Origin of the sequence: Phocaeicola plebeius DSM 17135 (genome assembly GCF_000187895.1) — a bacterium.
Lineage (GTDB): Bacteria > Bacteroidota > Bacteroidia > Bacteroidales > Bacteroidaceae > Phocaeicola > Phocaeicola plebeius.
Map to the genome: position 1 here is coordinate 207,002 of NZ_DS990134.1, position 25,590 is coordinate 232,591.

Genomic DNA, 25,590 nt, shown 5'->3' on the forward strand with positions numbered 1-25,590 from the left:
TATGAGTGATTACACAAATGCATTTTATAAGAAGACTGCACGCATCATGATTGCTGTATGCGGTCTTCTTTTTTCTCTGTTTAGTTTTGTATATCTTTATGTGTTCCAGCGCGATGTGCTGGAAGCCCTTCATTTCTCGCTGGCACATGGAAAGACTACCTTTGCTCCGATGGCCAGTGCGCTGGTCATTACGCTGATTCTGCTGTTGCTGCGGTGGGGGGTAAACAGTCTGCTGGGACTGAAGGGAAGGGTGCGTGCCCTGGCGTATGTGCCGTCCTTTCTGGTGCTTTGTGCCCTGACGGATGTAGGGCGTGGAGTGTATATCTCCGACTACCATACTCCGTGGACCTGGCTGTTGCCTTTACTGGTGTTGCTGTTTGTGGGAATCGGTTACTGGCTACGTGGAGTTTTTCGGGTACAGCTGAATCACGAAGGAAGTCTCTGGGGACTGGTCAACAGTAACCTGGCTATCTTGCTGGGGTTGTGTCTGCTGACGGTGTGTGTGGGCAGTACCAACCGGCAGTTTCATCATGAGCTGGAGGCGGAACATTACCTGCGAGCCGGGGAGTATGACAAGGTGTTACGCGTAGGAGAAAAATCATTGGAGGCCAGCCGTACGCTGACCGCCTATCGTGCCGTGGCCTTGTCGCACTTGGGAAAGATGGGCGACAGGCTGTTTGCTTATCCTCAATATTACCGTTCCGACGGGTTGTTCTTTGAAACAGATTCCCTGCACACGCTCCGTTATACGAATGATTCCATTTATTACCTGCTGGGAGCACGTCCATATTCGGGAGAAGACCGCATGGTATTCCTGCGGAACATCTGCTACAAGGGAACGGGGAAATATACCTCGCTGGATTATTACCTTTCTGCCTTGCTGCTTGAAAAGAAACTGGACAGCTTTGCACAGGCCGTTCCCGATTTCTATTTGCCGGAAGATACCTTGCCGCGTTATTACCGGGAAGCATTGGTAATGTATCATGTTCAGCGGAATGATACCGTATCTTCGCGTGCAGACAGTCTGACGTTAGATCGTTTCAAGGCTTACCAGACCTTGCAGCAGAAAGAGGGTTCTCCGCTGGAAGAACGCAACCGTATGCGTCGCGAATTTGGCGATACCTACTGGTGGTACTATGATTATCAGGAATAAAAAACATTTGTGTAGAGGATAAAAAATTAAGAGAGACTGCCGGGGAAATGCAGTCTCTCTTATTTTTTAAAGAACAAACGCTTTTGCCCTTACAGCTGATATTTTCACAAATACCAATACTGTTCTTATCTATTACTATGAAAAACATCTTTATAACATCCGGTTCACTTGGATTGTTCAGAGAAAAATGTAATTTTAACACTTGTTTTGATTCTGTTTCTATCGTTTACATATTTCCTTGAAGTCACAATAAGTGCACCGGTCTTCTTCTTCCGTCTGACTGAAACTCAGGTCGGGGTTGAAAATCTCTTCCAGGAGTGCCTGCAGGCGGGTTCTGAACTCTTCTTCCAGCAATGAAAAGTCTTCCACGGGGGTGGTTTTGTTATACGATTCCTTGAGCTGGACGACGGGCGAGTAATCTTCTGCCGCAGCCCGGTGAATGTAGAGCAGGGCAGGAGCTACCTTCCGGTCATCATTCCGTTCACGCAGTTTCCGGCATACGATGGCGGCGTACAGGAAAGTCTGGAATACGTAATTGGGACGTTTGGGGCCAGGCGTGAACAACGATTCTACGCTGGGCGGGGTGTCGGCCTTGCCTCCCGTTTTGTAGTCCACAATGCGGAGCACGTTGTCCTTGCTGTCCATGCGGTCGATGATTCCTCCCATGCGCGAGCGGATGGCTCCCTTGGGTGTCTGTATCTCTACGTCCTCCATGACCCGTTGTTCGGAGCCTACGAAGGTAAAGGGAGCGTGGCGCAGGTCGTTGCGAAGCAGCTGCTGGATGTAGCGCAGAATCACGGCGGAATTGATGAGCTGTACTCCGTTGTATTCCGGACGCTCGTCGGCAGGGAGGTGGAAGAACAGCTCCTTGAACCCGTTGTCCACGTAGTTTTGCAGTTTCACTTCTTCCTTGAGCAGGGCCTCCAGGGTGTCTTTGTTGATGACTTTTCCGTGTGCCGTGAGCTCCTTGTAGATGTGTTCGGCAGCGTAGTGGAAGATGCTTCCGAATTTGGCTGAGTCGATTTCTGCACTTACTTCTTCAGGGGCTGCCAGTCCTGCTACGTACTTATAGTAAAACTTCAGCGGACAGTCCAGGTAGCAGTTCAGGGCTGACGGGGAAAGAAGGGCTTTCGGATTTACCCGCACGTCGAATACGCTCTGCATCCGTTTCATGATGTCGGGCGACTTGGGGATACAGATGGGTGAGGAAGCAATGGGCGACTGTTCTGCCTCCAGTTGTTTCCGCTGTACGGGATAACCCCACTCAATCAGCAGCTGAAGCATGAAGCGCGACATCTCTCCCCGGTTCATGCCGTCGCTCACTGTGTTGTAGAGTAACGTAGCCTTCTCTGCCCGTTGCAGCAGACGGTAGAAATAGTAGGCATAGACCGCAATCTTGTGGTCGATGGTCGTCATACCGAACGCCTTGCGCAGGTTGTAGGGGATGAACGAAGCATCACCCCCTGCCTTGGGCAACTGGCCTTCGTTGACCGATAGCAGAATGACATGGCGGAAATCCAGGTTACGTGTTTCCAGTACTCCCATCACCTGCATACCAATGGCCGGCTCTCCGTGGAAAGGAATGCTGGCTGTCGACATGACGCGTACCAGCAGGCGGTGGAAGGTGGTAGGTTGTACCTCCAGGTCCTTGCTTTCAAGCAGGGCATGAAAGCGGTTGACCATGGTGAAGCTTTTGAACAAGGCTTCGCGATAGAGCTGGTCGAGGGCGTCGCTGGTGGAAGCTGCCTGCTTGCGATACAGCTGTGCCACCTGCTTCAAGATGTCGGCCAGCCGCTTGCACAGCTCCAGGTTGTGGCTGCACGGCTTGAACAGCAGTGACAAGGCTTCGTCCCGTTCCAGTTCCGAGGGCAGGGGATAGAAGCGGTTCTTCTCCGTCAGTTCCTTTTCCAGCGGAGCGGCTTCTTCGGAAAGCAGTTGCGTGTACGGATGCTTCAGCACGCTGATGACTTCGGCAAACTGGTAGCGTCCGCTGCGGGAATTGTAGCCCGCAATGTGCAGTTCCAGCAACGTCTTTACGAAGCTGTAGGCCGGTGTCTGCGAGAGCGGGAAACCCATGGTGATATTGATGTGGCGCACGTTGTCCGGCAGTGAGTGAAGCACAGGCTGCAGCATGGCCTCGTTGCAGAGTACCACGGCCGTTTCCTTTTCGTTCTCCGTCAGGTTCTTCCGAATCCATTGCGGCAGGTAACGTGCCTGTCCGTTCTCCGTAGGCGATTCGATAAAGGTAATTTCTTTCGGATGGTTCAGGTGGTCGAACAGGGAAGACGGCAATTCTGAGGGGAAATTCTTCAGGTTGCGGCGGATAAACTCGCCTGCTTCGTGCGGATGCTTGTTCAGGTAGAAGGTATCATAGTCCCAGTAGAACAGGGCCTTTCCTGCTTCGTGCAACTTGCTGAACAGGGTTTGTTCCACCTTATTCAGCACGTTGAATCCCACGAACACATATTTGTCGTAGGGAAACTGCTGTACGTCCATAGTCTCTGTCACCTCGCGGTAGAGCATTCCTTCGTAGGCGATGCCCTGCTCGCGGAGCAATTCCTTGTATTGCGTATAGATGTCGCCCAGCACGTCCCACAATGAGATGAAACGTCGCTTCAGTTCCGTGACCTGCTCGATGGAGAAATTACGGAAAAACTGACTTAATGCTTCCTTCTGTCCTTCCTCCAGGAAGTCATATTCGCCGGTCAGCTTGTTCAGGTCCTTCAGGTTGCTGAACAATGCCTTGGTGTCGGCCATGTTCTTGTCAGCATCGTCAAAGTCGCTGATGAGCATCTCGCCCCAGAAGTAGAATTCGTCTAGGCTCTCCTTGCTGCCCGTTATTTCCCGGAACACCTTGTAGAGGTCGCACACTAATTTGATGGAATCGCCCGTCACCCATTGCGACGATTGGCGGAACAGCTCACTGATGCTTACGTAGGCCGGCGACCATACCGGGCGGTCGGATTCCTGTGCCAGGTATTCATTGAAAAAGAGGCTGGCACGCTTGTTCGGGAAAACCACAGCCACCTTCGTGAAGTCTCCGTTCATCTTCCGGTACAAATCGGCGGCCACCTGCTTCAAAAAAGTTTCCATATATTGCATTGTCGAAATATCGTTGTGAAAAAATAAACTCAGGCCGGAAGCGTCACTTCTTCCAGCTCATTGGCAAACACATACCAGAGGAATCCCCGGATGTGGGTGTAGCCCATCTGCGTGAGCAAGTCCATGTACTCCTGCACCTGTGCGCGGTAAGCCTCGTTCTTCTTTCCGAACTTGAAGTCCACCACGACCACCTGTCCGTCTTTCCGCATCACGCGGTCGGGGCGGCGTGTCTGCATCTGTCCCTCTTCGTCGGTGTAGACAATGGCACACTCGTTGTAAAGCTCCCATGTGCCGCTGAACCAGTCCTTCACGGCCGGATGCTGCAAGGCCCAGTGCGCCAGTCCCTGAATCTGCTGTTTCTGTTCCTCCGATTCGAACACCCCTTCGAAGCTCAGCCGTTCCAGTGCCGAAGGAAGGTCGTCCGCCTTTTCGATGTGGGCAAACACCTGGTGCAGCAACTGTCCCTGACGGATGTATTGTCCGCGAGTGTCCTCCGTGTCGTCACCCTGAATGAAGTCGGCCGAACGGTTTGACTGCTTGAATTCGATGTGTGTCTCGATGCTTTCCATCTTCACGGGCACTCCCTCGCGGGGCGATGACAGCCGGTTGGATTTGCCCGCCTTCTTCTCATCGTGCGCCGTGCAGAGCTCCCCGTATTCGCCTACTGCATCGTCTTCCGGATTCTCCTGTGCCAGCGGCAGTTCCACTTCCTGCATGAGGGGCAGACTGTCGTACAACAGTTCTGAAACCGTTCCCTTCTGTCCCGCTTTGGCGAAAATAATCAGGTTCTTGCAGGCGCGTGTAAACGCTACGTAAAGCAGATTCAGGTTGTCCACCCAGAGCTGTAATTTCTCTTCCAGGTAATCGTCGTGATACACCGATTCCGCCATGGCACCTGAATAGTTCACCGGTACGATGTCCAGGCGGTTGAACGGCGGAATGTCGGTTTCCTTGCCCGTACCTGCCACGCTGCACCATATCAGGTGGTTGTTCGTTTCGTTCTCCATCTTCCAGTCGCAGAATGGCAACAATACTGTGTGATACTCCAGTCCCTTCGACTTATGGATAGACAAGATGCGGATACCGTCAATCTCGCCCGAAGGGATGGTCTTCGCGTTCAGCTTCTCATCCCAGAAACGGATGAAAGCCGTCAGCTCCGACGAGTTGTTCTGCATGTATTCCGTCACCGCATCATAGAAGGCACAGAGATATGCATCTTGCTTCTCGATAAGCTGCATGTCGAACAGCACAAACAGCTTTTCCAGCAGTTCGTACAGCGGCATGAAACGGAGTTCGTTTGCCTGCAACTGGAAGGCTGCCGGCAGGTAACGGGACGGGTCGTCGAGCAGTACCGTGTTGAGGCTGATGTCCTTGCGTAATACCCCTTGCTGATAAGCCACCGCCAGCCGCGCCAGTGCGATGCGGTCGTCGGGCGAAGAAAGATACCGCAGTCCGTCGATGAGCATGCTCACTGCCAGCGATGCACTCAGCCGGAACGCCTCGTCGGATACGATGCGGTAGGGGGTATGTTCGTCGAAGTAAGCGGCAATGTCGGGGATACTCCGGTTCTTTCGCACCAGAATGGCCATCTCGTTGAGGCGGATACCCTCTGCCGTAAGGCGTTCCACTTCCTCGGCCAGCTGTTCCAAGGTCGCTTCCGTGTAAGGCCGCTCCTTGGAGTCCTGCAGGAAGGTCACCTTTACGAATCCCTTCTCCTCCTTCTTGGCACAACGCTGCCGCACGTCGCTGTACGCCTGTTCCAGTTGGGCGCAAGGCATGCCCTGTTCCTCCTGATAGCGCCGGTTCAGTGTCTGGCAGGCCGCCGTGAAAAACTCGTTGTTGAAGCGGATGATGCGTGCCTCACTTCGCCAGTTCGTGTCGAGCGTACATTCCTTGATGCGGAAACTCCGGTCATTGCCCAGTCCCGCCAGGATTTTCCAGTCGCCGCTTCGCCAGCGGTAGATGCTCTGCTTGATGTCGCCCACGATGAGGCTGCCTTCCTTCTGTGCCAGACTTTCCTGCAACAGCAGATGGAAGTTCTCCCACTGCATGCGCGAGGTATCCTGAAACTCGTCAATCATCACCGTATCGATGGTGGTACCGATTTTCTCGTAGACAAACGAGGCGTCTCCCTCCCTGATTAAGCTATGGAGCAAGGCATTGGTATCCGACAGCAGAAAACGGTTGTGCGCCTGGTTCTGCAAGCGTACCTCCTCGTCAATGTGCGCCAGCAAACGCAGGTTGTTCAGGTAACGCAGCGAAAGGTCGCACGAGTTGAGCAGCAAGTTGTTCTGCGGACGACGGTTTTCCGCTTCCGCTAACAAGGGTATCAGTTCCGAAGCCGCCAGCGAACGGATCTCATCGCGGTGGACCGACGTTTTGGTCGTCCAGTTTTCCTCGCTTTCCAGGCACTTCTCCACGGTGGCATTGCGGATGTCATCGCTCAGTTTCCCGTTGGCCAGCTTGTTGAAATAACTGCCGATGCCCCGTGAGCCGTTCTTCAGGTCGGCCGGAGTCAGTCCGTGCATTTCGAGCAAGCCCGTAAACTGTTCGCTGAATCCCTTCATAAATTCCAGCACCTCCTCACGGATACTTTTCAGCTCATCCCGGTAGGAAGGAATAAAGTTCGGGTCGGCCAGTTTCCTGCGCAGTCCTTCTCCCTTCTCGATGTAGCTTTCGTCGAAAATATTCTGTCCGAATCCCTTGATATCTTTCGACACATCCCAGCGGCGGTCGTTCACGATACGTTCCTCGATATACTCCAGCAGCCAGTAGAGCACCGGTGAGCGCCGGTCCAGCTTCTCAATCATGGCATCCACCGCATCGCTCAACACCTCCGTATTGTTCAGTTCGATAGACAAGTTGGCCCCTAACTCCAGTTCCCGCGCCAGGTTGCGCATCACCGACTGGAAAAACGAGTCGATGGTCTCGATGCGGAAACGGCTGTAGTCATGAATGATGTGCCGTAATGCCTCCCGTGCCGATTCCCGGATTTCCTCGACCGATTTGGCCGATGTCTTCTGAATCTCCTTCAGGTAGCCATCCGAACCCTCGTCGGCCGTAGCAATGCCGTAAAGCTGTTCCAGGATACGCTCCTTCATTTCCGCCGTCGCCTTGTTGGTGAACGTTACCGCCAGAATCCTGCGGTAGGCATACGGGTCTTCAATCAGTTGTCTTATATAATGTACCGCCAGTGTAAAGGTCTTGCCGGAGCCGGCAGAAGCCTTGTAGACTAAAAGCTGGGGATGCTGTTCCATGTGTGATGTTGTTTTTAGGGTTTTCGTTACACAAACTTACGGAATTTTCGCGGAAAAACCGCAGGAAACGGCTGATTAGTGAGGGGAGAGCCGTGGCAGACGTATCCGGAAATCACTCTGTGATATGCAGGAAACGCCTTTAGGCTCTCTTTGTTTCCCCGTGCGGAACTGTGTGTTTCCCGTCCGGAAAACGTAGGGTTCTGCACCGGAAAACTTATGGTTTGCGTGCGGAAAACATAAAAAACCGTTTGTCGGTTTGCATAAAACCGCCGAATAATTTGTGTAATTCAAAATAAAAGCCTACTTTTGCACCGCAATTAAGGATGGTTCCGTAGCTCAGCTGGATAGAGCAACGCCCTTCTAAGGCGTGGGTCCTGCGTTCGAATCGCAGCGGAATCACTGAAAGCTTTACAAATTACAAGGATGGTTCCGTAGCTCAGCTGGATAGAGCAACGCCCTTCTAAGGCGTGGGTCCTGCGTTCGAATCGCAGCGGAATCACGGAAAATAAGAGAAAATCAAGCGGTGAAAATATCGTTGGTTTTCTCTTTTTCTTTTATAAATGTTTGTAAGTTTATAAAAATTGCATATATTTGCAACCCGATAAAACTACCGACCTTGTTTTTACGGACACAAACTGAACGAGCTTAAGCTAAACTACAGAAAAAAATCACTTCGTAAGGCCGATAATAAACCGAGCCTGTATCATTATTTAAAAGGATAGAGAAAGCGTTCTTCTAAAATCGAAGAATACAACTGACAAGAAGGCCAGATACGGCCCGCAGACTGTTTTTACAGTTCAGGGAAGTACCTGTGCAGGAATGTTACACCCATTTTTTTAACAAAAACCAAACTAGACTTTTTTTTACCGGTACCTGAGGAGGGGAATTCCCTTCCTCAGGGTACCACTAAACCGCGATAACTAAACTTAATTGTCCAACAAAATCTTAAATCATCTATGAAAATAGAAAGAGCTACTCAGCTGCTATTCCTTTTGCTGATAAGTCAGGGAGGAAATGCGGCCTATGCCAACCTTCCGCGAGGAGCCAGTGCGTCTCCCGTACAGGTGTCGGCGCAAGCAAACAAAATCACAGTGAGTGGAACAGTCGTTGACGTCAACGGAGAACCTCTGGTAGGGGTAAGCGTGCTGGAAAAGGGTACCGGAAACGGTACGATTACCGACATGGACGGAAACTTTACCTTGTCCGCAGGCGAGGGAGCCGCACTCGAAATCTCTTACGTGGGGTATCAGAACCTGACGGTTTCTGCCAAGGAAACACTGGGTGTTCTGGTCATGAAGGAAGATACCGAACAGCTGGATGAAGTGGTGGTAACGGCATTGGGTATCAAGCGCTCACAGAAGGCTTTGAGCTACAATGTGCAGGAGGTGAAGAATGATGTGCTGACAAAGGTAAAGGATGCCAACTTCGTGAACAGCCTGAACGGAAAAGTAGCCGGTGTGAGCATTCAGCGCAGTGCTTCGGGTGTGGGTGGAGGTACCCGCGTCGTGATGCGTGGAAACAAGTCTATCAAGGGAGACAACAACGTGCTGTATGTGATTGACGGTGTGCCCATGGGTAATCAGGCCGACCGCACAGGCGACGGTACGGGCTTCGGTGCAGGACGCACGTCGAGTGAAGGTATTGCTAGCTTCAACCCTGAAGATATTGAAAGTCTGTCGGTGCTGACAGGTCCCTCGGCTGCTGCACTCTACGGAGCCAATGCGGCCAACGGTGTCATCCTGATTACCACGAAGAAAGGTGCTGCCGGAAAAGTGAGTGTCAACGTGTCGTCATCGGCTGAATTCTCGAATCCTTTCGTGCTGCCGCGCTTCCAGAACACCTACGGAAACGTGAGTGGGGAGGCTGCCTCGTGGGGAGAAAAACTGCCGGTACCTTCTTCATATAATCCGGCCGACTTCTTCAATACCGGAACCACTTTTACCAACTCTTTTAATCTGTCTGTGGGAAATGACAAGAACCAGACGTATGTGTCCGGTTCGGCGGTCAATGCCAAGGGTATCGTGCCCAACAACAAATACCACCGCTACAATGCCATGGTGCGAAATACCACCAAGTTCTTCAACGATAAGCTGACCATGGACTTGTCTGCCAGCTACGTGCGTGAGTATTACAACAACATGCTGTCCTACGGTACGTATTTCAACCCTCTTCTGGGAGCTTATCTGTATCCGCGCGGAGAGAATTTTGAGAAGGAAAAGTATTTCGAACGCTATGATGCCGAGCTGGGCTACAATGTGCAGTCGTGGACACCGGGCGACTTCGGTATGGCTGTGCAGAACCCTTACTGGGTGGCTTACCGCAATTTGCGTCCTGAGGTGAAAGACCGCTACATGCTGTATGCATCGTTGAAATATGAAATTACCGATTACCTGAACGTGAGTGCACGAGGCCGTCTGGATAATACCTACACGGAGAAGGAAGACAAGCGTTATGCCTCTACACACGGTACGTTTGCCAAGCCGCTGGGACGTTATGCTTATTCGAATGAGACTTTCCGCCAGAAATATGCAGACATCATGGCCAACCTTTCGAAGCCTTTTGCCGGAGACTTTTATGCCAATGTCAACGTGGGTGCTTCTTTTGAAGAATACGATACGAAGGGAAGAGGATACGGTGGACAGTTGCTTCTGGTGCCGAATCTGTTTGCCTATGACAACATAGACCCTTCTACCGGTGTGCCTTCACAGACGGGTGGTGATAACCGTAAGATGAATCTCGGTGTGTTCGGTTCTGCGGAAATCTCATGGAAATCGGCCGTGTATCTCACACTGACTGGTCGTGCCGACAAGCCTTCTCAGCTGGTCAACAGCAAGTCGCCTTGGATATTCTATCCTTCTGTCGGACTTTCGGCCATCGTAACCGACCTGTTGCCCGAAACCATGCGCCAGTCCATTTCACCGGTGCTGGGCTTCCTGAAAGTACGTGCTTCCTATACGGAGGTGGGTTCGCCTATTCCTTACACCGGACTGACTCCCGGCACCATTACGCACTCCATTGAAGGAGGTGTAATCAAACCTTTCAAGTATTATCCGCTTCCGGAACTGAAACCGGAAAGAACCCGTTCTTATGAGGTAGGTATCGACTCCAAGTGGCTGAACAATACCGTGTCGCTCGGCGTGACGTTGTATAAATCGAATACCTACGACCAGTTGCTCGAAGCCAAGTTGTCGGAAACGTCGGGTTATGACTATATGTTCGTACAGGCCGGTAACGTAGAAAACCGGGGTATCGAACTGACGCTGGGATACGACCAGACTTTTGGCAATTTCTCTTACAGCACTTCGCTGACGGCTACTGCCAACCGTAATAAAATCATCGCACTGGCTTCGAACGTGAAGAATCCCGTGACCGGAGAGGCACTCGACCTGAGTGACATCAAGGTGGGACGTTTCCGTTTGCGCGAAGGAGAAGAAGTTGGTACGATTTATGCGGAAGAACGCCTGAAACGTGATCAGGATGGTTACATTGTGTACAACGAAGGTCAGACCATTACCACGGAATCTACGGAACCCTACAAGCTGGGCAGTGTCAATGCCAAGTGGAACCTGGGCTGGAGAAACGGCTTTACCTACAAAGGCTTTAACCTGAACTTCCTTGTCACTGCCCGTCTGGGAGGTATCGTGATTTCCAAGACACAGGCCGTGCTCGACCAGTTCGGTGTGTCGCAGGCTTCGGCCGATGCGCGTGATGCCGGAAAAGTCATGGTGGGCAATGTGGCAGTTCAGCCAAAGGACTACTATGAGTCGGTGGTGAACCTGGATGCGTACAATGTGTACTCTGCTACCAACGTCCGCCTGCAGGAAGCCAGTCTGGGATACACCTTCCCTAATTCCTGGTTCAAGGGTACCCCGTTCCATAGCGTGAACCTTTCCGTGTATGGCACCAACCTCTGGATGATTTACAACAAAGCTCCTTTTGATCCGGAACTGACGGCTTCTACCGGTACCTTCGGACAGGGATATGATTACTTTATGTTGCCCAGCCAGCGCACGTATGGAGTGAGCCTTAAATTTGGATTCTAACAAATCATGAAAAACAACGTATAATATGAAGATAAGAAACTATTTGATACCTGTATTCTCCGTATTGGCACTTGCATCTTGCAACTATGAGCAGATCAATACAAATATCTATGGTGTGACGGAAGAAGGAATGAAGACGGGCGGACTGCTGTATGGGGCTCCTTTCATGGACATGCAGAAGCTGGTTATTCCCATCGGTTCGCCCACTGAATCGACAGGACCGGGTAACGACCTGGCCAATACGGACATCATGTCGGCCGGCAACTACATCGGTTACTGGGGCATGAACAACAACTGGAATTTCAATACGGAGGCTACGTGGAACTTTACGGATGCCCGTATGAGCTATGCTTACCAGAATTTCTATTCGAAACTGTTCCGTGCATGGAATGACATCTACAAGCATACGAAGAATTCGGAAGACCCTGCCGACAAGGAAGTGCAGGCTGTAGCCAACATTGTCAAGGTGACTGCCTGGCTCCGTGCGACGGATGTGTTCGGTCCGATTGTATATACCAATGCCGGCAACGGAGACATTGCTCCGAAACTGGATTCTCAGGAGACCGTGTACAAGGCGATGCTGGCCGATTTGAAGGATGCTTCGCAGCTGCTGGTCAATACCGCATCGAAAGTGCTTCCGTCGTACGATGTGATTTATAACGGAAACGCTTCCAACTGGGTGCGACTGGCTAACTCGCTCATGTTGCGCATAGCCGTCCGCGTGCATTTCAAGGATGAAGCGCTGGCAAAGGAATACATCACGTTTGCCCTTGACCCTTCTCACGGAGGTGTCATTGAAACCGTGGCACAGGAGGCCAAAATACGGAGTACGGACAAGTTGCCGCTGATGAACTCCATGCTGCCGACTGTAGAGGACTACGGAGAATGTCGCCTGGGAGCTACCATCTGGGCCTACATGCAGGGGTATGACGATCCGCGTCTGAGTGCCTTGTTCACGTCCGATTCTTACGGCTATTTCATGCCTCTTCCTCCTACGAACAACAATGCCCTTAGCTCCGCTGCCAAGACGGGAGCCTCCAAGCCCAAGGTCGATGCGGCTTCTCCTTTGTTCTGGTTGCGTGCTTCGGAAGTGTCTTTCCTGAAAGCGGAAGCCGCACTTTACAAACTGACAGGAGGTAATCCGAAAGCACTGTATGAAGAAGGTGTTACCAAGTCGTTCGAAGAAAACGGAGTAAGCGGAGTGGCTGCCTATCTGGAGGTTACAGATTTTCCTTATGACATCAGCCGGTCTATGTTGCCTTACAACCGTCAGTATTCCTGCAAGCTTTCTACCGGAAATGTGTCTCCCAAGTGGAACGATGCGGATTCGGACGAAGTGAAGTTGCAGAAAATCATTACCCAGAAATACCTGGCACTCTATCCCAATGCCGTGGAAGCCTGGACCGAATATCGCCGGACTGGCTATCCTTACCTGCTCAAACCAGCTTATGACAAAGCTTACGTGAGCATAGGAGGTGAAGAAGATGCCATCACGCCCGAAAGATTCCGCTTTGCTCCGGCCGAATATGGTACAAACCCCAACATGTCGGAAGTGCCGGCGCTGCTGGGTGGTGAAGACCAGGGAGCAACCAAGTTGTGGTGGGTGCGCAATAACCGTCCCAAACAGCCGAAATGAGAAATGAGTTTTACGGAAATGTCAAACAAATGAAGTGATGAAAAGAATCATAAGATATGCAGGAGCCCTGCTGCTGGCGGCAGGCTTCGTGGCCTGTTCCGAATGGAACGTGCCTGAAAGAGAAACCTTCGAAAACCAGGAAAATCTGGAGAAATACATTCCCTTGCTGGAGGCGGAAAGTGAAGCCGACCTGACTCCCTCCATGCGCGATTATTTTGCCAAACTGAGAGAATACCGTCAGACACCTCATGTGAAGGGGTTCGGCTGGTTCGGCAACTGGACCGGACGAGGCAGCAATGCACAGAACTACCTGAAGATGCTACCCGACAGCGTAGACTTCGTATCCTTGTGGGGTACGCGAGGAAATCTTTCGGAAGAGCAGAAAAAAGACTTGAAGTTTTTCCAGGAAATCAAGGGAGGAAAAGCGCTGCTGTGCTGGATTGTACAAGACTTGGGCGACCAGATGACTCCTCCGGGACAAGACCCGAAGAATTACTGGATTGTGGAAAAGGGAGGTGGTAATTTTGTGGAAGGTGTGAAGGCTTATGCAAATGCCATCTGCGATACGATTGAAAAGTATAATCTGGATGGTTTCGACATAGACTACGAACCCGGTTATGGTCATTCAGGTTCGATGGCTAACGGGGAGATTATCAGCGAAAATTCGGGTAATACGAACATGTTCGTATTTATCAAAACCCTTTCAGACCGTTTGCGTCCGGCCGGCAGAATGCTGGTAATGGACGGTCAGCCTGAGAAACTTTCTACCGAGGCTTCCAAGTACATCGACCACTATATTTATCAGGCGTACTGGGAACGTTCCACCGCGCAGGTTCTTAGGAAAATCAATCAGCCTCACCTTGAAAACTGGGAGCGGAAGACCATTATCACCGTAGAGTTTGAGCAAGGCTGGCAGACAGGTGGAGTAGATAATTACACCAGCGTGCGTCCGGAAATCAATGCTTATCCGGAAGGGTGTCAGATTTTTGATTATGCCACGCTGGACCTTCCCGACGGCAGACGCATTGGCGGCATCGGCACGTATCACATGGAATACGACTATGCGAATACTCCTCCTTACAAATGGCTCAGAGAAGCCTTGCACTTAGGAAATGTGGTTTATCCGGGTAAGTTAGATTAAAAATTGAATTATGAAAAAGAAATTATATTTCAGCATATTCGCAGGAGCCTTGCTGGCTTGTTCCTGCCAGAATGAATTATACAAGGATGCAACCAGTGAATACCAGTCGGCACAGGGGGCTTACATCAAGACTGGTGAATCTTCGCAGGTATTCGTGGAAGAAGGAAAGGAAGTCGATGTGAAGTCTATCACCGTATCGCTGGTACAGCAGGAAAACGATGCCAAGACGGTGACGGTAGAAGCCGGCAGCAAGGAACAGCTGGAAGCATACAACAAGAAGCACGGAACGGACTACCTGATGCTGCCGCCCGAAATGTATGAAGTAGGCAAGGAGGTGGTGTTCAGCTCCAAGCAGACGCAGCAATTTCTGCCGGTAAAGTTCAAGGATGTGAAATTCTCCCTGCAGGGAAGCTATGCTTTGCCGGTGAAACTGAGTGGCGGTACGGTCCCCGTGATTGACAGTGAATCTGAATCACTGATTGTACTGGAACAGCGCATCAATACGAAGTGTCTTCGCATTGACGGATACGGCAGTGAAGATGCGAAAATGTTCCCGGACGATTTCAAGGTGGACCAGTGGACGATGGAGGTCATGGTAAACCGTAGCTCATACCAGAGCAACAACCGTTCCATCTGTGGTACCAAACTCGTGTCTGGGTCCGGTGCACTCGATGAAATCTATCCTCGCTTCGGCGACGTGACCATCCGTCCCGACCAGCTTCAGTTTAAGACTGGAGGTTCTCAGATTGACGTGCCGGCGGATGTCTTTGCGGCACAGGCCGACACCTGGTATATGTTGGCTTTCGTGTACGACGGTAAGAAAAACTATGTATATGTGAATGGAGAACTGGTGGCCGACCGTGAAATCCGTACAGGGCCTTACGGTCTGGTAGGCTTCTGGATTGGCGGTGCGAACGAGTTGGTTCGTGAAATCCGTTTCTGGAAGACGGCCCGCACACCTCAGCAGTTGAAGCAGTTCATGTGGAAAACGGTAGACGGAAGTGACGAGAATCTGGTGCTGTATTATCCGCTAAACGGAAAGAAGCGCAACCTTGACACAGGAGAAATCACCGAGGACGAAACCATGCTCTGGGATTTCAGCAACAATGCCAAACATCTGCCTCTTCCTTCAAAAGCTAAGTTTGATGATAATGACGGAAAAGGCTTTATGTTCCCTTTGGTTGATTAATTATAGGTTTTATTAATGAAGAAAGGCTGTCTCCAAGACAGCCTTTTATTTTATGTGGTTTCCGTAGAAGATGATTCATTCCGCTGCAATGCCTCCCGATAGATGTTGCAAAGCCGTTGTCTGAGTGATGCCGGCTGCACGATATGAAGTGACCAGCTGCGCGACATGATTTCCATCAGAAAATCGGGTGTGATGCGTACCCGCAGACTGAAAACCATTCTTCCGTTCTCTTCCTTCAACAATTGTTGTGAGGGATGCAGCGGACGCGATTTCAAGTAATTCCCGTCTTCCATGTCGCAGTCGAATACTACTTCTTCGATGGGATATTCTTCAGAGGAATAAATGCCGAAACTATCCTTAAACTTCTGCACAGGGTCGAAAGCCTCGTTTTTGGAAAATATTTCTGGCAGAAGGGTGAGCTGCTCAATGCGGTCCAGTCCGAAAGTCTTTATCTTTCCGCTTTCTTCCGCCCCTAATACATACCATCTGCCTCGCCACTCCTTGAGAGCGTATGGCGAAAGCGTACGTTCGCTGCGGGTATTGTCTGCATACTTGCGATAGAGAAAATGCACTTTCTGGCGCTGTCGGATGGCATGAAGAAGATAGGAAAGATACTGCGTCCCCCTCGTCTGATATTGTTCCGGTAAGATGTACTCCGGCAGACTGTGGTTGCCTAAGGCAGTCATCACCTCAATCGGCTCAATGATGCAGTCCATATCCAGCCATCCTTTCCGGACGGCTGGCAATGAATATCCTTTGTGTGTGCGACTGTACGTAATGTCCAGACCAAATTCTTCCTTCAGTTCATTCAGGTCACGTTTCAGGGTAGCGTCCGAGCATACCGGGTCGTAGCCGCGGAATGCAAGCTCACGTTCCAGTTCGCGTTGCAGTTCACGGAACGATATGTAAGGCTGGTTCTGCAGTTTTCGCACAATCAGTATCCAGCGCAGCAGTTGTCCTTTTAATTTTTTCATGGTCAGTAGGCGATTCTTACACAAATATATCACTTTTTTGTTCACAGGGTCATCTTTTGAGCTTGTGGGTGCAGATATTTGTCTCAAAATAATTTTTAAAGTAAACGCTTATGAAAGGTTATGTATCCCATTTGATTACAGAGAACGAGAAACTGGAACAAGAATTGACAGCCGATTATGATGCAGCTCATGCACCGGTGTCACATCAGCAACTGCTGGCCCTGCAGCTGAGGGGCGATATAGACGAACTGAGCGTCTGCATCCATGATTGTGTCTCATTGGTTCCGATGGTGAAAGACCTTCCGGCAGATTTGTTGGAAGAAGCGGGGCGCATTCTGGCACGACAGCAGGCAATGGGCATACGCACAGTGTCGTTTCTGAATGAAATGTCTTATCCATGCAGACTGAATGAACTGGATATTTTTCGTCCGATACTGTTGCATGGCATGGGCGACTGGAGCCTGCTGGACATGCAGCCGTTGGTATCTGTTACCGGTTCTCCACAAGCCTCTCCGCAGGATGTTTCCATTGCGCGTGAGTGGGGGAAGAAGTACGGTAGTGGACATGATGGACAGGAATCTTGTATCGTAGTAGGCAGGCTGGCAGACGCATGCGATGTGGCCGCAATGGAAGGCTGCCTGGATGCAGATGGTCACGTGATAGCCATTATGGAGGTTGGATTTGATGGTGTGGCAATGGAAGCTTTGTGCCGGAGGATTGTGGATGAAGGCGGGCTGGTGATTTCTACGAAATGGTTTGGTACGCCGTCCGGTAGGAATCTTTGCCCGTGCGAACGGCTGATGGCTGCCCTATGTGAGCAGATGATTGTGGTGGAATGTCAGCAACAGGACGAGAGCATGACCGTGGTAAAAGAAGCCCGTAAATTAGGACGTGAGATACATTGCATGAAGCCTATCATGCACGATATAAGTATGGAGGGAATTCAGGTCTTGCCAGACAAAAAAACGACAGTCAAGAAATGCGAGCGGATATTCGAATGGGCCGATAAACCGTATAGCATTGTGTATAAAATCATAGCTGTGTATCTGCAGTATGAGCGTATCACATGCAGTGGATTGATAGACAAGCTCAAAGCCCTGCACATTGCGACTGACCCTTACGGTTCCGTACATAGTTTGATGACCGACAAAGGCAACAGCTATGGCCGTGTGTTTATGGAAGAAAATGGTTTCTTAGTGTTTGTTCCTGAACTGAGGGAACGTATTGAGGCGATAAGAGGGAAGTTTAGGGTATAGTAGTAAAGGTTTTAGGAAACTGTACGCATGGTGCGCTCAAATAAAAATCCCCTCCAAAACTCATTCATTACAAATAGTTCTGGAGGGGATTAATTTATCTATATCTTTAAGTGGTACGGATTATTTGTATTCGTCCCAGCTCTTGATAGCGATGTCGTCAATGCTCATAGAGCAGAAGGCATTGATGAATGCACTTGCCAGACGGGCATTGGTTACCAGAGGAATGTTCAGGTCGACTGCGGCACGGCGGATCTTGTATCCGTTTTCCAACTCGGTAGGAGTGAGGTCACGCGGAATGTTTACCACCATGTCGATTTCTTTCTTGTGCAGCATTTCCAGTGCCTGAGGCTGACCTTCTTCGCTTGGCCAGTATACGCGGGTGTTTTCCACTCCGTTTTCTGCCAGGAACTTAGAAGAACCGCCGGTAGCGAAGATGTTGTAACCTTTGGCCTTGAGGGCGCGCGCTGCCTGCAGCAAATCTACTTTCTGTTTCAGTGTACCGGTAGACATCAGGACGTTCTTTTCCGGAATGCGGTAGCCTACAGACAGCATGGCTTTCAGTACGGCACATGAAGTATCGTCGCCGATACAGCCTACTTCACCTGTAGAAGCCATGTCTACACCCAGCACAGGGTCGGCCTTCTGCAAGCGGTTGAACGAGAACTGGCTGGCCTTGATACCTACGTAGTCGAGGTCGAAGAGATTCTTTTCGGGCTTTTCTACCGGCAAGCCTAACATGACTTTTGTAGCCAGTTCGATGAAGTTAATCTTCAGTACCTTGCTGACGAACGGGAACGAACGGCTGGCACGCAGGTTACATTCGATTACCTTGATGTCGTTTTCACGAGCCAGGAACTGGATGTTGAACGGACCAGAGATGTTCAGCTCTTTCGCAATCTGACGAGAGATACGCTTGATGCGACGTACGGTTTCTACGTACAGTTTCTGCGGCGGGAACTGGATGGTAGCGTCACCTGAGTGTACACCGGCAAATTCGATGTGTTCAGAGATGGCGTAAGCTACGATTTCACCGTTCTGTGCCACGGCGTCCATTTCTACTTCCTTGGCGTGTTCGATGAACTGGCTTACTACTACCGGATGTTTCTTCGATACGTTAGCGGCCAGCTGCAGGAAGCGTTCCAGCTCTTCCTGGTTAGAACATACGTTCATGGCTGCACCAGAAAGCACGTATGACGGACGAACCAATACAGGGAAGCCTACTTTTTCGATAAATGCGTTGATATCTTCCATTGAAGTCAGTGCGCTCCATTCAGGCTGGTCTACGCCGATACGGTCGAGCATAGCCGAGAACTTGTCGCGGTCTTCAGCGTTATCGATGCTCTTGGCAGAAGTTCCCAGGATGTTTACCTTCTGTGCATCCAGGCGCAATGCCAGGTTGTTCGGAATCTGTCCGCCGGTAGATACGATGACTCCGTGAGGGTTTTCCAGGTCGAGGATATCCATCACACGTTCGAAAGTCAGTTCGTCGAAGTACAGACGGTCGCACATATCGTAGTCGGTCGATACGGTTTCAGGGTTGTAGTTGATCATTACTGAGCGGTAGCCTTCCTTGCGGATGGTGTTCAGTGCCTGTACGCCGCACCAGTCGAACTCTACGGATGAACCGATACGGTAAGCACCTGAACCCAGTACAACGATACTCTTGTGGTCGCCCAGGTAGTGTACATCGTTGGCCACGCCGCTATAAGTCAGGTACAGGTAGTTGGTCTGTGCTGGATATTCGGCTGCCAGCGTGTCAATCTGTTTTACTACCGGCACGATGCCTACACTCTTACGGTGGTTACGGATTTCCAGGATACCGTCTTCCATATCGCCTTCGTAGCCGATGGCACGTGCCACCTGGAAGTCAGAGAATCCCTGACGTTTTGCCTTGTAGAGCAGCTCGTTCGGAAGCTGTGAAAGCTGTGTATGGTTGTTGCCCCACTCGTGGAGTTCCTTAGAAGTCTGCATGATGTTCATCAGCTTGTCGAGGAACCACTTGTCAATCTTGGTGAGGTCGTGAATCTGGTCTACTGTGTAGCCTGCACGCATAGCCTTTGAGATGACGAAGATACGCTTGTCGGTCGGTTCGCGCAGTGCTTTGTCAATGTCTTCGATAACCAGCTCCTTGTTTTCCACGAAACCGTGCATGCCCTGACCAATCATACGAAGACCTTTCTGGATGGCTTCTTCGAAGGTACGTCCGATGGCCATGACTTCACCTACCGATTTCATGCTGGAGCCCAGCTCGCGGTCTACGCCGTGGAACTTACCCAAGTCCCAGCGAGGAATCTTACATACGCAGTAGTCCAGTGCCGGTTCGAAGAAGGCAGAAGTTGTTTTAGTTACCGAGTTCTTCAGGTCGAACAGTCCGTAGCCCAATCCCAACTTAGCTGCAACGAAAGCCAAAGGATAACCTGTAGCCTTAGAAGCCAGTGCAGAAGAACGGCTCAGACGGGCATTTACCTCGATTACGCGGTAGTCTTCTGATTCAGGGTCGAACGCGTACTGTACGTTACATTCACCCACGATACCGATGTGACGGATGATGCGGATGGCCAGTTCACGCAGTTTGTGGTATTCGCTGTTGGTCAGCGTTTGTGACGGAGCGATAACGATAGATTCACCGGTGTGGATACCCAGCGGGTCGAAGTTTTCCATGTTGCAGACTGTGATACAGTTGTCGAAACGGTCGCGCACTACTTCGTATTCCACTTCCTTCCAGCCTTTCAGACTCTTTTCTACCAGTACCTGCGGAGAGAAAGAGAACGCTTTTTCGGCCAGCACGTTCAGTTCTTCTTCGTTGTCGCAGAAGCCTGAACCCAGACCTCCCAGTGCGTAGGCTGCACGGATGATGACCGGATAACCCAGTTCCTTTGCCGCACGGCGGGCATCTTCAATGTTTTCTACTGCCTCACTCTTGATGGTCTTCACGTTGATTTCGTCCAGCTTCTGTACGAAGAGCTCACGGTCTTCCGTATCCATGATGGCCTGCACCGGAGTACCCAGTACGCGGGTATTGTATTTCTCGAACACACCGGCTTTGTAGAGAGCCACACCGCAGTTCAAGGCAGTCTGTCCACCGAATGACAGCAGCACGCCGTCGGGACGTTCCTTGTCGATGACCTTTTCTACGAAATACGGAGTAACAGGCAGGAAGTAGATTTTGTCTGCCACACCTTCCGAAGTCTGCACGGTGGCGATGTTCGGGTTAATCAGGATGGTTTCGATACCTTCTTCCTTCAGTGCTTTCAGTGCCTGCGAACCAGAGTAGTCGAATTCACCAGCTTCACCGATTTTCAGGGCTCCTGAACCTAACAGCAATACTTTCTTTATGTTTTCTTTCATTGTCTTCTTTGTTTTTTAGTGGATTACAGCAACTTTACAAACTCATCGAACAGGAATTCCGTGTCGGTAGGACCGCTGGCAGCTTCCGGGTGGAACTGAGCCGAGAACCAGGGGTTCTTCTTGTGGCGGATACCTTCATTCGAACCGTCGTTCATGTTGATGAAGAGCGGTTCCCAGTCGGCTCCCAGTGTGTTGTTGTCTACGGCATAACCGTGGTTCTGCGAGGTGATGAAACATTTTTCCGTGCCTACCATGCGTACCGGCTGGTTATGGCTGCGGTGACCGTATTTCAGTTTGTAGATTTTAGCACCTCCTGCCTTTGAAAGCAACTGGTTACCCATACAGATACCGAAGATAGGAAGTTTTTCGTTTTGCATGGCCTTGCGGATGTTCTGCACGGCTGCATCGCAGGTGTCAGGGTCGCCCGGACCGTTGGAGATGAACAGACCGTCGAACTGCAGAGAGTTGAAGTCGTAGTTCCAAGGCACGCGGATGATTTCCACGTCGCGCTTGAGCAGGCAACGGATAATGTTTGATTTCACGCCACAGTCTACCAGCACAACTTTTTTCTTGCCTTCGCCTTCGTTGTAGCGAATCACTTCCTTGCAAGAAACCTTGTCTACGTAGTTCACACCTGCATAGGTAGCTTCGGGAATGTTGTCCGGCTCATCGTCGAACACGATTTTTCCCATCATCACTCCATGCTCGCGCAAAACCTTTGTCAGTTCGCGTGTGTCGATGCCTGTGATGCCCGGAATCTGTTCGCGTTTCAGCCAGTCGCCCAGACTTTCCACAGCATTCCAGTGAGAGTATTTTTCACTGTAATCGCTTACGATAATCGCTTCGGCATGGATTTTTTCGCTCTCCATGAAAGTAGGCAGTCCGTTTGCTTCGAACGTGAAGGGAGGCACACCATAGTTACCTACCAGCGGGTAAGTCAGTGTCATCAACTGACCGGCATACGAAGGGTCGGTCAAGCTTTCGGGGTATCCGGTCATTGCCGTGTTGAAAACTACTTCACCGGCTACCGGTTTCTCATAGCCGAACGACTTGCCATGAAAGCGGCTCCCGTCGTCGAGGATCAATGTTACATTTCTCATTACCTTGTTACTAATAATCTTTATATCTTGTATTTTTTTCTATTCTACTCTCGTATATACGAAAAAACGCCCGGACTTGCCGAAAAGCAGTTCCGGGTGTTTGATAAAATAGGAAATCTTAAATATTCAGGAAATAAGTGACATAAAAGAAAAAAGAAATAGCTTCCGGCATTTGTCCATTCCGCCGGAACTCCGAATGTGCGCTTATTCTTTTTACTATGTGTTATACAGTAATACATCAAACTCTTTTGTCACGTCATAATTCGGAGTGCAAAGATAATGTTTTCTGTTCAAATGAAAGGATGTTTGCCAAAAGTTTTTACAAAAATATTTCATTTTCCTCTTTTTATTTCTTTTCTCCGCTGTTACGGGCGGCTCTTTCGCGCATGATGCTGTCCGACCATTCCTGCAGGCGCTTGTACTCTTCTTCGGTGAGTCGCATGAACGAGCCGTGCTGCGGATGTTTCACGCCCTCCATAGTGACGGGGGAGTGGAAGTTGCCGAGTTTTTCGTCTGCCTGGCAGATGCGGTATCTTTTGGGTTTGGAGGAGTATTCGATGTAGGCCACGCGCCAGGTAGAGTCGCCCACCAGCTGGAAGGCAGAGCAGCCCTCACACTTCTTGTTGCCTTCAAACTTCACATAGTCATTTTCATCCTTTATTTTGTATGGGCCGGTCAGTTTCGTGGCCGTGGCGGCAAAGATGCCGGGTGTACCTCCTTCTTTCTTGATGAGCATGTGGTAGAGTCCGTCGGCCGGCACATAGTTGATGTCGGCATCGATGGTGGCATATCCCCAGTCCACCAGCAGGCGGGGCTTGGTAAGACGTGTAAAGGTGGCGTCGGCATAGGAATAGAACACGCGGTCGTACTGGTCTTCTGCCGGATTAAGCAGTGAATAGTATATCATGTATCCGCCCTTCGTGCCATCGGCCCATACGTATGAAGGGTCCCAGAAAATCTGCGGTGCCCATACGCGCTTGATGGTGCTGTAGTCCTTATAAACGTCGGGCGATTGAGGGTCACAGAAGATGCCCGGTCCCTGGCGGAAGTCGAAGGTGGTAGAAGTCCAGTGAATCAGGTCGTCACTTTTCAGCAGGTTGATGCCGTAGTTGAACCACGAGCGGCTCTTGGCGTTGCTCATGTCGGTAGTCACCATCAGGTAGCCCTTTCCGTCGGACGTGCGGCAGATAAAGGCATCGCGTGCTCCTCCCTCTATTTTTGACATTTCTTCTACATTGTATACGGGGTCGCCATCAATCAGGTCGTAAAAGTGTACGCCGTCACGGCTCAGGGCGTAGGCCGTCCATTCCCCTCGTCCGCTCATGTGGCAGTACAAGTATCCGTAGTCTCCCTTTTGCAAGTTTTGTGCTCCGGCTCCCAGCGACGCCAGTGCCAGCAGTGAAATCATCAGTTTCTTTTTCATGGTAGTGTAATGTTTCATTTTGCGGGTAAAAGTAGGAAATCGTCAGAAGGCAGACAAGGGACTATTGTACAAATTACACGTAATAATGTGTCAAATGCCCCTGTGATGTAGCGGAAACAGGTTGTACGGGCCGGAAAAATGTAGTTTTTCGGAAAAAAATCTCTTTTTTATTTGGCAGGTTTCAAGAAAAGAGTAATTTTGCAACCGTTTTCAACGAAACACGTTGCCGAAATAACTCAGTTGGTAGAGTAACTCATTCGTAATGAGTAAGTCGCGGGTTCGAGTCCCGCTTTCGGCTCCTGCTGATTCAATCTTAAAAGAGCTTGTTTTTCAGGCTCTTTTTTTGTTATATAGCCTGCTTGAAGATTCTTAAAAATAAGCCATAAAAAACTCCCTTGCGTTTGTTCTAAAACGCAAGGGAGTTTCATTTGAAACGCAAGTGCATTTCATTTCGAATGCACTTGCGTTTTATTGTAAACGTCAAAGCGTTTGAAGTGTACTAAAAATAGTTGTCAGTTTGAAGATTAATTCCTGACTAAGTTGACAGGTTAAACATTATATTCCTAAAAAGGTTGTCAGTTCTGCAAAACTACAACAAAAACTCAATATCCGTATATTTTCTCTCTAAAAACTCATCGCTCGGGGAGCGCCGTGCGGCAAGGGGCGGGAGCACCCGTCCCGACGAGCACATCTTTCAGTTATACCGATATTCCATAAGAGGGTTTCCTCCTCTGCCTGAAAAGACTTCCATAGGGGTCTTCATACCCAGTGCCCTGTGTGGTCTGGCATTGTTGTACATCGCTACGGATTTACTTACGGCTTCCTCTGCCTGTCTGAAGTCCATATCACCTTCATTGAAGAGCCACCCGTTCTTCAGGGTGTTGTTCATCCTCTCGGCCAGGGCATTGTGAAGCGGGTCTCCCGTCTGGGTCATGCTGATTCTGATGCCTTGTGAAAGCAGCAGGTTCGTGTACTGCTTCGAGGCATACTGCACGCCACGGTCAGAGTGGTGTATCATGCCTTCCGTACTGATTCCGTAGGCACGGTAGGTCTCCAGAGCCATGTACATGGCTTTCAGCGGTCCCTCCGCATCCAGACTCCTGCTCAGGCAGTATCCGACTATGTATCTGCTGTAGGCGTCAGTCACCAGTGAAAGATAGGCAAAACCTTCTCTGGTATAGATATAGGTGATGTCCGCCACCACAAGCCGGCCATTGCCCACAGGCGTGTACTTGGGAGAAGTGTTTACAAGATCCCTGTAAAGACGGTAACCGTGTCTGGAGTCCGTGGTACGAGGACGGTACCTTGTCCGCCTGAGCATGAGCGAGTTGGAACGGAGCACATTGTAAAACCTGTCCCGTCCTATGGTGAACTTTTCCCTGAAGTATTCACGGCAGAGTGTGTAGAGTTCCCGACAGCCCGCCTTGGGAAGACATTCCTTCTGGCGGACGTACAGGCAGTACAATACAATGCTGGCAGAGAGTATGTCAGCCTCGTTTGAGGCATAGTCATGCTTGTAGTATCCCTGTGCTGATATGCCAAGCAATCTGCAAAGCGGACGCACGCGGTAACGGCGTCCGCCTTGAGACAGGCCCCGGATTACTTGGCACCGGAGTTTTTTCTTACCGGAATGTTATAGGTCTTTTCCGCAAGGTCAATCATGCAGTCGTAGGCGTCACGGGCCATGTTGGACTGCTTCAACTCTACTTCCAGGGACTTGATTTTCCGCTCGAGCTCATGAATACGGTCATGAAGCTCCTGCTCGGTCTGACTTAGTTTCTTGCTCATAATGGGACTTGGTTTATCTTCAATCCCAAAGATACGAAGCCAGCGGCTAATTGTAGTACGTTTCAGACCTTTTTCTCGTTCAAATTCACTATGGTTCTGAGAAGAACACATATATTCTTCCAGATAAGACAGACATTCTGCCTTTGAGAACTTTCGATTTTTACGCATGTTACTAAATAA

14 protein-coding genes and 3 tRNA genes are annotated in these 25,590 nt (G+C 50.4%); 9 read left to right on the plus strand and 8 right to left on the minus strand.

The window, feature by feature from the left end:
* Position 1: 1 nt before the first annotated feature.
* Positions 2-1,153, plus strand: a complete 1,152-nt coding sequence (locus tag BACPLE_RS15765; protein ID WP_007563782.1) for a DUF6057 family protein — start codon at positions 2-4, stop codon at positions 1,151-1,153.
* Between the two features lie 219 nt (positions 1,154-1,372).
* Here the strand turns inward: BACPLE_RS15765 and BACPLE_RS15770 are convergent, their stop codons facing one another.
* Both BACPLE_RS15770 and BACPLE_RS15775 read right to left on the minus strand, forming a co-directional pair.
* Entirely contained in the window at positions 1,373-4,246 is a 2,874-nt protein-coding gene (locus BACPLE_RS15770; RefSeq protein WP_040313342.1) for a PD-(D/E)XK nuclease family protein, read from the minus strand.
* A gap of 38 nt (positions 4,247-4,284) precedes the next feature.
* Positions 4,285-7,512 carry a UvrD-helicase domain-containing protein gene (locus tag BACPLE_RS15775; protein WP_007563789.1) on the minus strand — a complete coding sequence of 1,076 codons (3,228 nt, stop codon included), beginning with the start codon at positions 7,510-7,512 and terminating at the stop codon, positions 4,285-4,287.
* A 325-nt stretch (positions 7,513-7,837) separates the two neighbouring features.
* Here BACPLE_RS15775 and BACPLE_RS15780 point away from each other — a divergent pair.
* From BACPLE_RS15780 to BACPLE_RS15805, 6 genes are all read left to right on the plus strand, one after another.
* Positions 7,838-7,911 (plus strand) — tRNA-Arg (locus BACPLE_RS15780).
* Between the two features lie 26 nt (positions 7,912-7,937).
* A tRNA-Arg gene (locus tag BACPLE_RS15785) sits at positions 7,938-8,011 on the plus strand.
* A gap of 457 nt (positions 8,012-8,468) precedes the next feature.
* A complete protein-coding gene (locus BACPLE_RS15790; protein ID WP_007563793.1) occupies positions 8,469-11,555 on the plus strand; it encodes a SusC/RagA family TonB-linked outer membrane protein in 3,087 nt (1,028 codons plus the stop codon).
* 25 nt (positions 11,556-11,580) lie between these two features.
* Positions 11,581-13,191: a SusD/RagB family nutrient-binding outer membrane lipoprotein gene (locus BACPLE_RS15795; protein ID WP_007563795.1), complete on the plus strand. Its 1,611-nt coding sequence runs from the start codon at positions 11,581-11,583 to the stop codon at positions 13,189-13,191.
* A gap of 37 nt (positions 13,192-13,228) precedes the next feature.
* Positions 13,229-14,332: an endo-beta-N-acetylglucosaminidase family protein gene (locus BACPLE_RS15800; protein WP_007563797.1), complete on the plus strand. Its 1,104-nt coding sequence runs from the start codon at positions 13,229-13,231 to the stop codon at positions 14,330-14,332.
* Positions 14,333-14,342: 10 nt separating this feature from the next.
* Entirely contained in the window at positions 14,343-15,521 is a 1,179-nt protein-coding gene (locus tag BACPLE_RS15805; protein WP_007563799.1) for a BT_3987 domain-containing protein, read from the plus strand.
* A gap of 50 nt (positions 15,522-15,571) precedes the next feature.
* On the opposite strand, the gene BACPLE_RS15810 is transcribed toward BACPLE_RS15805, so the two are convergent.
* A complete protein-coding gene (locus tag BACPLE_RS15810) occupies positions 15,572-16,495 on the minus strand; it encodes a helix-turn-helix transcriptional regulator (RefSeq protein ID WP_007563801.1) in 924 nt (307 codons plus the stop codon).
* 110 nt (positions 16,496-16,605) lie between these two features.
* On the opposite strand from BACPLE_RS15810, the gene BACPLE_RS15815 reads away from it, so the two are divergent.
* Positions 16,606-17,751, plus strand: a complete 1,146-nt coding sequence (locus BACPLE_RS15815) for a DNA-processing protein DprA (RefSeq protein WP_007563803.1) — start codon at positions 16,606-16,608, stop codon at positions 17,749-17,751.
* Between the two features lie 120 nt (positions 17,752-17,871).
* On the opposite strand, the gene carB is transcribed toward BACPLE_RS15815, so the two are convergent.
* The 3 genes from carB to BACPLE_RS15830 form a co-directional block, all read right to left on the minus strand.
* Positions 17,872-21,099 carry a carbamoyl-phosphate synthase (glutamine-hydrolyzing) large subunit gene (gene carB, locus BACPLE_RS15820; protein WP_007563805.1) on the minus strand — a complete coding sequence of 1,076 codons (3,228 nt, stop codon included), beginning with the start codon at positions 21,097-21,099 and terminating at the stop codon, positions 17,872-17,874.
* A 23-nt stretch (positions 21,100-21,122) separates the two neighbouring features.
* The gene (carA, locus tag BACPLE_RS15825; protein ID WP_007563807.1) at positions 21,123-22,199 is read right to left on the minus strand and encodes a glutamine-hydrolyzing carbamoyl-phosphate synthase small subunit; all 1,077 of its coding nucleotides are present in this window, start codon (positions 22,197-22,199) and stop codon (positions 21,123-21,125) included.
* A gap of 346 nt (positions 22,200-22,545) precedes the next feature.
* Positions 22,546-23,622: a glycoside hydrolase family 43 protein gene (locus tag BACPLE_RS15830; protein WP_040313400.1), complete on the minus strand. Its 1,077-nt coding sequence runs from the start codon at positions 23,620-23,622 to the stop codon at positions 22,546-22,548.
* 225 nt (positions 23,623-23,847) lie between these two features.
* Between BACPLE_RS15830 and BACPLE_RS15835 the strand changes: the two genes are divergently transcribed.
* Positions 23,848-23,920: transfer RNA gene (locus BACPLE_RS15835), tRNA-Thr, on the plus strand.
* A gap of 396 nt (positions 23,921-24,316) precedes the next feature.
* On the opposite strand, the gene BACPLE_RS15840 is transcribed toward BACPLE_RS15835, so the two are convergent.
* On the minus strand, positions 24,317-25,222 hold the full coding sequence (locus BACPLE_RS15840; RefSeq protein ID WP_148374551.1) for an IS3 family transposase: 906 nt from the start codon (positions 25,220-25,222) through the stop codon (positions 24,317-24,319).
* The gene (locus BACPLE_RS18650; protein WP_007559766.1) at positions 25,222-25,578 is read right to left on the minus strand and encodes a hypothetical protein; all 357 of its coding nucleotides are present in this window, start codon (positions 25,576-25,578) and stop codon (positions 25,222-25,224) included. Before BACPLE_RS18650 ends, BACPLE_RS15840 begins: the two co-directional genes overlap by 1 nt.
* Positions 25,579-25,590 lie beyond the last annotated feature (12 nt).